The following is a 9,454-nucleotide window of genomic DNA, read 5'->3' as shown; positions in this document are numbered from 1 at the left end:
GGAAGTGATGTTTCCGGCGAATCGCTTCGCTGAGTGCTCGACCTGACTCCTGAAAACCCGCGCGAACCATCCGATATCAGAATCAAACGCTCACTAAGACGTCATCTCAATTGGTGGCTGCTGGCGTAGATAGTCGCTGGCAGGCGGGCTGTGGGGACGGTTGAATGCCTGGGTGAGCGACTACTGGACACCCGCGCATCAAGCTGTCGAGCAGGAGGATGCCGAGACCCTGGCCCGGTTGCTGGCCTCTGGTTCCGATCCCGACGAGGTCTTCAGCAACATGACGCTGTTGACCCACGCAATCGACGCCGAGGGTGATGGCTGCTTGCAGAGCGGGCAGCCATTGACTGTGCACACCACGGCCGTGTTGCTGGCCTTCGGGGCTGATCCTGAGCTCGCAGACCCAGACGGCCGCACCCCCATGGACATGGCCAATCACTACGGCCATAACCTGGCCGTGAAACTGCTGCAGGCCCACATCAGCAGACGAGCCGCCGATAGCAGATGAGGGTGCAGGCGATGCTCGTGAAGGCGAGGAAGTGCTCGGCCTTGCGCTCATAGTGGCGGTGGAGGCGGTGGCAGCCGGCGAGCCAGGACATGGTGCGCTCGATGGTCCAGCGGTGGCGGCCCAGGGGCTGCGAGGTCTCGATCCCCTTGCGGGCGATGCGGTGCTCGATGCCACGCCCTCGTAACCATCGCCGCAGGTGAGAGTAGTCGTAACCCTTGTCAGCGTGGAGCTTGTCCGGCCTGCGTCGCCGCCGCCCACGGCGGGAGTGGATCGGTGGTATGCCCTTCACCAAGGGGATCAGTGCCTGGCTGTCGTGCAGGTTCGCCCCTGAGATTCCGGCGGACAGGGGCAGACCTGTCCGCTCGGTGATCAAATAGATCTTCGATCCGTACTTGCCCCGGTCGACAGGATTCGGGCCTGTCAGGTCCCCCTTTTCATCGCCCGCGTGTTCACCGAGTCGATCGCGCAGCGGGACCAGTCCAATTCGCCACGGGAGCCGAGCTCGTCGAGGACCAGGCGATGGAGCTTGGCCCACACCCTGGCCTTCGACCACTCCGCAAAGCGACGGTGCGCCGTCGCCCCCGACGGACCGAACGACGCGGTGGCAACTGCTGCCACGTGCAGCCCGACGTGGCCACGAACACGATCGCGGCCAGCACCTCACGGTCGCCATGCCGACCGCGGCCACCGCCCTGAGGCCGCGAAGGCGCCTCCGGCACCACCCGCTGGAACAACTCCCACAGCTCATCCGGCACCAGCCGCTCAACGATCCCCACCGCGACTCACAGCCTACTGAGACAACCAAATGAGATGACGACTAAAGCGGGTGTCGCAGGTTCGAATCCTGCCAGGGGCACCAGCCAGGATGGCCCGGAGTGATCGCGCTCCGGGCCATTTTGGCGGGAGCATGTGACGGTAGTCGTCTTCCTGAGGCCGCGTGACTGCCTCTGCGGGCATACTGCCAAGCATGGGGACGGACCAGCCGAATGCGCGGCACTCTTCCAGCGAAGGTGCCGGCGACGCTCGTGATCACGCTGCTGACCAGCGGGAGCAGGTAGCCGACGAACGGGAGCAGCTGGCCGACGAACGAGAAGCGCGGCTCGCTCAGTGGGAGGACCGGCTCGACGCGCAGGGCCGTGCGCGAGGGGAGACAGTCCCGACCCATCGGGAGCGTTCGTACGAGGCGATCGACCGAGCCCGGTCATTGCTGGACTCCAGCCGGAACCGGCTGGACCGCGGTGAGGCTGCGCTGCGCCGCGCAGACGCTCGCGACGACTGGGAACAGCGCGATGTCGACCGCGAGACAGCCGAAACACAGCAGCGACAGGCCGACGAGCCTCCGTCCCTGGAAAGGCTGGAGGCCAGGGTGCGCCGCCTGCACGGGCAGTACGCCGCCTTGGCGTCCGAGCTGGCCGCCGCCGAACACGCCTTGGCCGACGAGTACGAGCGGCTCGCCGTAGGACAACCGTCGCAGGCCGACGAGTACCAGCGTCGCGCACAACAGGCTCGCCTTACCGCGACCAACCTCCGGCCCGCCAAGCCGACCGGTGACCAGGACACCGATTGACCCGGTCAGCCCGCAGTACGCCATGCGGTGAACACCAAGCGGCAGAGAAGCCGAGGTCTTCGGCGTCGGCGCCGGTGAGTGTTTAAGTGCGTGACAGCGCCGACGAACAGCGGCGGACGAGCGCGGACGGAGCAATGCTCAGGACCTGTGGATCGGCTCGGGGAGGACGTACCTTCCCGGGTGATTGATCGATAGGTCACCGAGCAAGATCGGTGTTCGCAGCACCGGCCGGGAAGGGACGTCCGTGCTGAGCGTAGTGAACGACGACGGCACCACCATCAACGGCTCCTCCCTGATCGACGAGATCGTCCTGGCGGGCGCACGAAGGATGCTGGCCGCCGCGTTGGAAGCCGAAGTAAACGCATACATAGCCGAGTTGGCCGACCAGCGGGACGAGCACGGCCGGCGGCTCGTGGTGCGCAACGGTTACCACCAGCCCAGGAAGGTCACCACCGCGGCCGGCGTGGTGGAGGTGAAGGCGCCGCGGGTGAACGGCAAACGCGTCGACGAGGAGACGGGCGAGCGCAAGCGGTTCTCCTCCGCGATCCTGCCGCCTGGTGCCGCAAGAGCCCGAAGATCAGCGAGGTGTTGCCGCTGCTCTATCTGCACGGCCTGTCCTCCGGCGACTTCGTGCCCGCGCTGGAGCAGTTCCTTGGCAGTTCGGCCGGGTTGTCTCCGGCAACGGTCACGCGGCTGACCCAGCAGCGGCAAGCCGACCACGCCGCGTTCATGGACCGCGACCTCGCGGAGGTCGACTACGTGTATATGTGGGCCGCCGGCATCCACCTCAATGTCCGCCTGGAGGAAGCCAAAGCCTGCATACTCGTCCTCGTCGGCGTGCGCGCGGATGGCAACAAGGAACTGGCCGCGCTCAAGGACGGCTACCGCGAGTCGGGCGAGTCCTGGGCGGACCTGCTGCGCGACTGCGCCCGTCGGGGGATGCGCGCCCCCATCCTGACGGTCGGCGACGGAGCTCTCGGCTTCTGGAAGGCCCTGGCCGAGGTCTTCCCCGCCTCCCGACATCAGAGGTGCTGGGTTCACAAACGGCCAACGTGCTCAACGCCCTGCCGAAGTCCGCCCATCCCGGCGCCCGTCAGGCGCTTCAGGACGACCGCGCCCACGCCGAGACGGCGATCAAAACGTTCGCCCAGCTCTACGGCGCGAAGTTCCCCCAGGCGGTCAAGAAGATCACCGACGACCAGGAGGAGCTGCTGGCGTTCTTGGACTTTCCGGCCGAGCACTGGATCCACCTGCGGACCACGAACCCCACCGAGTCGACCTTCTCCACCGTCCGGCTGCGGACCAAGGTCACCCGCGGGGCCGGCTCCCGCGCCGCCACCCTGGCCATGGTCTTCAAGCTCGTCGAGTCCGCCCAGCAGCGGTGGCGGGCGGTGAACGCACCCCACCTGGTCGCCCTGGTCCGGGCCGGAGCCCGCTTCGAACGCGGCCAGCTCGCCGAACGCCCCGACGAATCAGGAGGTGCCCAGCAAGCCGCGTGACCAAGGCCGCCCTGCGACCCGTCGGATGCCGGTCCTAGGGAACTTCCGGGTCAGGTCCGGCTGCTTGGAGGGGGTGGGTGCATGGGTGGACTCAGACATGCAGGGTAGGCCGGTAGATGAGCTCTTGGGTGTGGCCATCGAGCGTCCGGCTCTCAATCAGCTCGAGATCGAAGTCGGCCGCACCCTGGAAGATTGGGTCTACGCCGGTCTGGCCATTGATCACGGGGAAGAGCGTCACCTGGACGCGGTCGACCAGACCGGCGGCCAGCAGCGCCCGGTTCAGCGAAAGGCTGCCGTGCGAGCGCAACGGCACCTCGGATTCCTCCCTGAGCCGGGCGACGATGTCGACAGGGTCGCCGCTCACGACGGTCGCGTCCGGCCAGTCGAGGGGTTCTTTCAGCGTGGTTGACACCACCGTTGCCGGCAGGTTTCTCATCCGGGTGACCCAGGGGTCACTCAGCTCGGACTCCTCGATGCCCGAGGCCAGCATCTGGGTGTGCGCACGATACGTGTTGGCCCCGAAGACCATCCGCTGCTCCTGGTCGTACAAGGCGAGGCGTCGCTCAAGGAACTCGGGACCTTGCTTGCCCCAGTAGCCGCCCCAGTTGCCGATGTGGGCGCCGAAGCCGTCGAGGGTGGAAAAAACGTCGAAGGTGTAGGTAGCGGTCACGTTGCTCTCCTCGAGTGCGGCTGATCAGGTTCAAGAGACAGACCGCGAACGACGCCAAAACTCATCGTCGCTGGACTTTTGGAGCCCGGTCGCCCCCGGACACGGCCCCACGGCTTGACCGCGGCCAGAACGGTGGCGTGGTCGGCGACGCGGCGTGGGAAGAAGAGCGCAGCACACCGATCCACAGGTCTTGACTATTCCTCGCGCGGACGTCTGCGGACCATCAGCGCAGGTAGGAGGCACGCTGCCCCAAGGCACCGCCCCTACCCAGGTTACTTCGGGACGAAGAGGTCGTGGCAGCCCAGAGCGGCGGCGGAGCCCCCACAGCGCGATGTCAGAGCCCGATGAGAGGGTGACCGCCATGCAGACACCTATTGCCCCGGACAACGGGGACGAGGAGCACGCCGTAATCGCCCACTTCCGGCTCGCCGCCGAGGGTTTCGGCGACGCCGACCAGCGAAGGCAGGTCTACGAGGCTGAGCAGGTAATGGCGGCGGCGACCGAGAAGGCCGGTGTCGGCAAGATCGACGGCAACGAGTTCGGAGGAGGCAAAGCCGTGCCCGCTGGGAGCTGATCGAGCCGGTGCTGTCCGCCTGGCAGGGGGTCGGCAGATGGAATGCGCGGTCGGCCGCGTCAGCACGCGCGCTCTTCGCGACGCATCTCGCTTCGCAGCTGAACGCCGCCCGGAGGCGACGCACGCACGCCCACCCCTTCCACGGCACCAGGACCCTCACCTCGATCCGACCGTGGCTTCGATCATGATCCGCCGGACCGCTCCGCGCGAAGCATGGAGAAGATCACTTGATCGTGCCACCGGCCGCCGCGCCACTGCGCGGAGCGCAGCACGCCCTCCCTGACGAAGCCCGCCTTCTCCAACGCACGCTGCTCGGCGATGTTGGCGCAGTCCGTCCAGGCTTGGAGCCGTTCGGCCCTGGTGTGGTCGAAGAGATACTCGGCCAGCAGTCGCTGAGCCTGGGTGCCTATGCCGCGGCCGTGCGCGGCCGGCACCAGACCGATCGCCAGGCTCCAGCAGGTGGAGGTGGCGGGCCGCCCCCAGGTGCTGGCGAACCACTCGACCCGGCCCACCGTCCGGCCCGCTTCCGCGACGGAGAGCACGCCACCGCCGTCGGAGCCGAGCAGGCCGGTCTCGGCGAACTGCCGGCGCAGGCCGGCCGGTGAACCGAAGCCGAACCACTGGTACGGGCCGGTCCCCTCCGGCCCACTGAACTCGTGCTCGAACAGGTCGAGATCGTCGGCGGTCACCGGGCGCAGCGTGATCTCATCGGACATGGAACGACTCCTGATCCTCTCGACCCAAGGCACGACCTCGTACGGCGGTCGTGGGCAACGGCATCTGACTCTTCCACAGGTCAATCCGCGCCCCGACCCGATGCCCTGTGACCAGCGTCGGGAAGATCCGCCGGACAGGCCCCAGTTCAGGAGCGGGAGCGGCTGGCTCGGGAGAGCGGGACTTCCGGGGCAGGTCCCCGTAGCCCGGGGTGTTCCCGAGCGAGCGCTCGTCGCGGTCGCCCGACCGCAGCACCAGGCGTCGCGGCCCCTGCGGCGTGCGCTTCGGCCGTCGATCAGCCGCTGCTGCCTCGCGCACATGGGCTGTCCCGCCCTCGCGGCGCCGACGTCGCCGTTGGTGGCCGCGCTTGCTGCCGCGCACCGCCGGAACGCCTGGCGGCTGCGGCTGGACACCGGGGACGTGGAGAAGCAGTTCGAGACGGTGCCGCCCGAGGTCTGAGGCCGTCGGGTCTGCCCTGTCGACGTGGCCGCGGCCGACCCGTCAGGAGGTGGCCGCGGCCGGAAGGTCCGGCCGCTCCGGCTGACGCTGCGGCGCCGTCGGCACGCTGAGCACCATCGTCAGACCACCGCCGGGTGTGTCCTCGGCGCTCAGGGTGCCGCCCATGGCCTCGACGAAGCCACGGGCCACCGCCAGGCCCAGTCCCACTCCGGCGCCCCGCGGCGAGTCTCCATAGCGCTGGAAGGGCTCGAAGATGCGGTCCTTGGCCTCGTCGGGCACGCCCGGTCCGCGATCCACGACCCGCACCTCGACCCGTTCGGCGATGGCGCTCGCGGCCACGAGGACCTTCTCCTCCGGCGGGCTGTACTTGACCGCGTTCTCGACGACGTTGGCGACGGCCCTCTCCAGCAGCCCCCGGTCCACATGCACCATGGGCAGTGTCTCCGGGATGTCCAGCTCTACGCTGTCCTCGGGCACGCCGCCGAGCGCCATGGGGACGACCTCGTCGAGATCGGTCTCGCGGACGATCGGGGTGACGGTGCCGGTCTGCAGCCGGGACATGTCCAGCAGGTTGCCCACCAGATGGTCGAGGCGATCCGCCCCTTCCTCTATTGCCTCCAGCAGCTCGGCCCGGTCCTCCTCGGACCACTCGACGTCGTCGGAGCGCAGGGAGGTGACGGCCGCCTTGATTCCGGCAAGAGGGGTGCGCAGGTCGTGGCTCACGGCGGCGAGCAGCGCGGTGCGGATGCGGTTGCCCTCGGCCAACTCCTTGGCCTGGTCGGCCTCTTGCTGCAGGCGTCGGCGGTCCAGGACGACGGCGGCCTGGGCGGCGAACGCGGCCAGCACCCGCCGGTCGGCGGCCGGCAGCACACGCCCCGACAGGGCCAGCGACATGTGGTCGCCGACCGGCACGTCCACGTCCGCATCGTCCGGGTCCTGACAGGGTGTGGGTCCGACGCTGCCCGCGCAGGTCCAGGGATCCAGCTCGCCGCCCCGTTCCAGCAGCGCCGCCGACTCCATGCCGAAGGTTTCGCGCACCCGCTCCAGCAGCGCCTCCAGACTGGTCTCGCCGCGCAGCACGTTCCCTGCGAGGAAGGACAGGATCTCCGACTCCGCACGCAGCCGGGCCGCCTGGTGGGTGCGCCGGGCGGCCAGGTCCACGACCGAGGCCACCGACACGGCGACCCCGACGAAGATCGCGATGGCGACGATGTTCTCCGGGTCGGCGATCGTGAGGGTGTGCACGGGCGGGGTGAAGAACCAGTTGAGCAGCAGGGAGCCCACGACCGCCGAGGCCAGCGCGGGGAACAGACCGCCCAGTAGGGCCGCTGCGACCGTCAGGGTCAGGTACAGCAGCATGTCGTTGGCGAGACCGACATCCGGCGTGACGCTGGTCAGCAGCAGCGTGAGCAGGGCTGGGCCGAGCACGCCGACCAGCCAGCCCCAGATGAGCCGCGACCGGCCGAGCCGTGCTCCCCTGGCCACGGGCAGTCCGCGTCCCTTGCCCGCCTCGTCATGCGTGATGAGGTGGACGTCGAGGTCGGGGCCGGACTCGCGGGCCACCGTGGCGCCGACGCCGGGACCGAACACGTACTGCCAGCCCTTGCGGCGGGAGACACCCATCACGATCTGGGTCGCGTTCACCCCGCGGGAGAAGTCCAGCAGAGCGGCCGAGACGTCGTCGCCGACCACATGGTGGAAGGTGCCGCCCAGGTCCTCGACCAGGGTCCGTTGAACGGCCAGCTCCTTGGGCGAGGCGGAGGTGAGGCCGTCGCTGCGTGAGATGTAGACGGCGAGCACCTCTCCCCCGGCGCCCTTCTCGGCAAGCCTCGCCGCCCGGCGGATCAGAGTGCTCCCTTCGGGACCGCCGGTGAGGCCGACCACGATCCGCTCCCGCGAACCCCAGATGGTCGACACCTGGTGCTCGCTGCGGTACTCGGTCAGGTACGCGTCGACCCGGTCGGCGACCCACAGGAGGGCCAACTCCCGCAGGGCGGTGAGGTTTCCGGGCCGGAAGTAGTTGGACAGCGCCGCGTCGACCTTGTCCGGCTTGTAGATGTTGCCGTGCGCCATCCGGCGGCGCAGAGCCTGCGGGGACATGTCGACCAGCTCGATCTGGTCGGCACGCCGCACCACCTCGTCCGGCACGGTCTCCCGCTGCCGCACCCCCGTGATCGACTCCACGACGTCACCCAGCGATTCGAGGTGCTGGATGTTGACGGTGGAGACCACGTCGATCCCGGCGGCGAGCAACTCCTCCACGTCCTGCCAGCGCTTGTCGTTGCGCGAGCCGGGGATGTTCGTGTGCGCGAGCTCGTCGACCAGTGCCACCTGCGGACGGCGTGCCAGTACAGCGTCGACGTCCATCTCGGTGAAGGCGGTGCCGCGGTACTCGATCTCCTTGCGTGAAATCGCCTCCAGGCCGTGCAGCATCACCTCGGTACGCGGCCGGTGGTGGTGCTCGACGAAGGCGACCACGCAGTCGGTGCCCCGTTCGATCCTGCGATGCGCCTCGGAGAGCATCGCGTACGCCTTGCCGACGCCGGGTGCCGCGCCGAGGTAGATCCGGAGCTTTCCGCGTGCCATGTCATCCCTCGAAGCGGTAGCCCATGCCGGGCTCGGTGATCAGATAGCGGGGGTGGGAGGGGTCCCTCTCCAGTTTGCGGCGCAGCTGTGCCATGTAGACGCGCAGATAGTTGGTCTTGTTGCTCTGGGACACCCCCCAGACCTCCTGCAGCAGGTGCTTCTGGGTGACCAGCCGGCCGGGGTTGGTGATCAGGATCTCCAACACGTGCCATTCGGTCGGGGTCAGCCTCACGTCCCGCCCGCTCCGTACGACCCTCTTGGCCAGCAGGTCGACGCTGAACTCCTCGGTCTCCACCACCGTCGCCTCGGGAACGAGCTGCGCGTCCTCCCTGCGGCGGACGGCGGCTCGCAGTCGGGCCAGGAGCTCGTCCATGCTGAAGGGCTTGGTGATGTAGTCGTCGGCGCCCGCGTCCAGTGCCGCGACCTTCTCCTCCGACGCCTGCCGGGCGGACAGCACCAGGATCGGTACCCGGGTCCAGCCGCGCAGGGCCTTGATGACGTCGACGCCGTCCATGTCGGGCAGTCCGAGGTCCAGCATCACCACGTCCGGTTGGCGCGCGGCCGCGAGGCGGAGGGCCGTGGCGCCGTCGGGGGCGGCGTCCACTCCGTACCGGCGTGCCTGCATGTTGATCACGAGGGCCCGTACGAGCTGCGGGTCGTCCTCCACCACCAACACCCTGGTCATGGGTGTACACCTTTCGTGTCGTACGGGCAGTCAGGAAGTCCGGGAACGGCACAACCGGCCTCATGGCGGCGGGAGTCGGCGGAGCCGGGGTGTGCCCCGGCTGGCGCTTGAACGACCCGGGCGCGAGACCGGTGTAGTAGATGTTGAAGCCGTGCGCCGAGTCCGGGTCCTGCTCGCCCAGCATCTGGTTGA

General features: G+C 68.7%; 8 protein-coding genes and 2 pseudogenes. 5 read left to right on the top strand and 5 right to left on the bottom strand.

The features are described from left to right. The first annotated feature begins 172 nt into the window (after positions 1-172). On the top strand, positions 173-508 hold the full coding sequence (locus tag ACWDAG_RS47525; protein WP_450701831.1) for an ankyrin repeat domain-containing protein: 336 nt from the start codon (positions 173-175) through the stop codon (positions 506-508). Here ACWDAG_RS47525 and ACWDAG_RS47520 read toward each other — a convergent pair. Then, a pseudogene (locus ACWDAG_RS47520) lies at positions 480-1,284 on the bottom strand (IS5 family transposase). The gene ACWDAG_RS47525 and the pseudogene ACWDAG_RS47520 sit on opposite strands and share 29 nt — an antisense overlap. Before the next feature lie 191 nt (positions 1,285-1,475). Here ACWDAG_RS47520 and ACWDAG_RS47515 point away from each other — a divergent pair. Then, positions 1,476-2,075, top strand: a complete 600-nt coding sequence (locus ACWDAG_RS47515; RefSeq protein ID WP_450701830.1) for a hypothetical protein — start codon at positions 1,476-1,478, stop codon at positions 2,073-2,075. 244 nt (positions 2,076-2,319) lie between these two features. Beyond that, positions 2,320-3,574, top strand: a pseudogene (locus ACWDAG_RS47510) (IS256 family transposase). Between the two features lie 91 nt (positions 3,575-3,665). Here the strand turns inward: ACWDAG_RS47510 and ACWDAG_RS47505 are convergent. Beyond that, the gene (locus ACWDAG_RS47505) at positions 3,666-4,244 is read right to left on the bottom strand and encodes a dihydrofolate reductase family protein (RefSeq protein ID WP_450701829.1); all 579 of its coding nucleotides are present in this window, start codon (positions 4,242-4,244) and stop codon (positions 3,666-3,668) included. A gap of 331 nt (positions 4,245-4,575) precedes the next feature. Here ACWDAG_RS47505 and ACWDAG_RS47500 point away from each other — a divergent pair, with 331 nt between their 5' ends. After that, a complete protein-coding gene (locus ACWDAG_RS47500; protein ID WP_450701828.1) occupies positions 4,576-4,818 on the top strand; it encodes a hypothetical protein in 243 nt (80 codons plus the stop codon). 182 nt (positions 4,819-5,000) lie between these two features. On the opposite strand, the gene ACWDAG_RS47495 is transcribed toward ACWDAG_RS47500, so the two are convergent. Beyond that, positions 5,001-5,534 carry a GNAT family N-acetyltransferase gene (locus tag ACWDAG_RS47495; protein ID WP_450701827.1) on the bottom strand — a complete coding sequence of 178 codons (534 nt, stop codon included), beginning with the start codon at positions 5,532-5,534 and terminating at the stop codon, positions 5,001-5,003. A gap of 316 nt (positions 5,535-5,850) precedes the next feature. Between ACWDAG_RS47495 and ACWDAG_RS47490 the strand changes: the two genes are divergently transcribed. Continuing rightward, positions 5,851-5,991, top strand: a complete 141-nt coding sequence (locus tag ACWDAG_RS47490) for a hypothetical protein (RefSeq protein WP_450701826.1) — start codon at positions 5,851-5,853, stop codon at positions 5,989-5,991. Positions 5,992-6,033: 42 nt separating this feature from the next. Here ACWDAG_RS47490 and ACWDAG_RS47485 read toward each other — a convergent pair whose 3' ends face one another. Beyond that, positions 6,034-8,577, bottom strand: a complete 2,544-nt coding sequence (locus ACWDAG_RS47485) for a DUF4118 domain-containing protein (protein ID WP_450701825.1) — start codon at positions 8,575-8,577, stop codon at positions 6,034-6,036. Position 8,578: 1 nt separating this feature from the next. Beyond that, on the bottom strand, positions 8,579-9,262 hold the full coding sequence (locus tag ACWDAG_RS47480; protein WP_450701824.1) for a response regulator: 684 nt from the start codon (positions 9,260-9,262) through the stop codon (positions 8,579-8,581). Positions 9,263-9,454: the final 192 nt, after the last annotated feature.

It is taken from the genome of Streptomyces sp. NPDC001157 (assembly GCF_053598255.1).
This window is presented reverse-complemented; position numbering and strand designations above follow the sequence as displayed.

What these genes read in the sequence shown, in the direction of transcription:
- ACWDAG_RS47515 (WP_450701830.1), top strand. Translation starts at nt 1,476, where the DNA reads ATGGGGACGGACCAGCCGAATGCGCGGCACTCTTCCAGCGAAGGTGCC.
- ACWDAG_RS47500 (WP_450701828.1), top strand. Translation starts at nt 4,576, where the DNA reads ATGTCAGAGCCCGATGAGAGGGTGACCGCCATGCAGACACCTATTGCC.
- ACWDAG_RS47495 (WP_450701827.1), bottom strand. Translation starts at nt 5,534, where the DNA reads ATGTCCGATGAGATCACGCTGCGCCCGGTGACCGCCGACGATCTCGAC.
- ACWDAG_RS47490 (WP_450701826.1), top strand. Translation starts at nt 5,851, where the DNA reads ATGGGCTGTCCCGCCCTCGCGGCGCCGACGTCGCCGTTGGTGGCCGCG.
- ACWDAG_RS47485 (WP_450701825.1), bottom strand. Translation starts at nt 8,577, where the DNA reads ATGGCACGCGGAAAGCTCCGGATCTACCTCGGCGCGGCACCCGGCGTC.
- ACWDAG_RS47480 (WP_450701824.1), bottom strand. Translation starts at nt 9,262, where the DNA reads ATGACCAGGGTGTTGGTGGTGGAGGACGACCCGCAGCTCGTACGGGCC.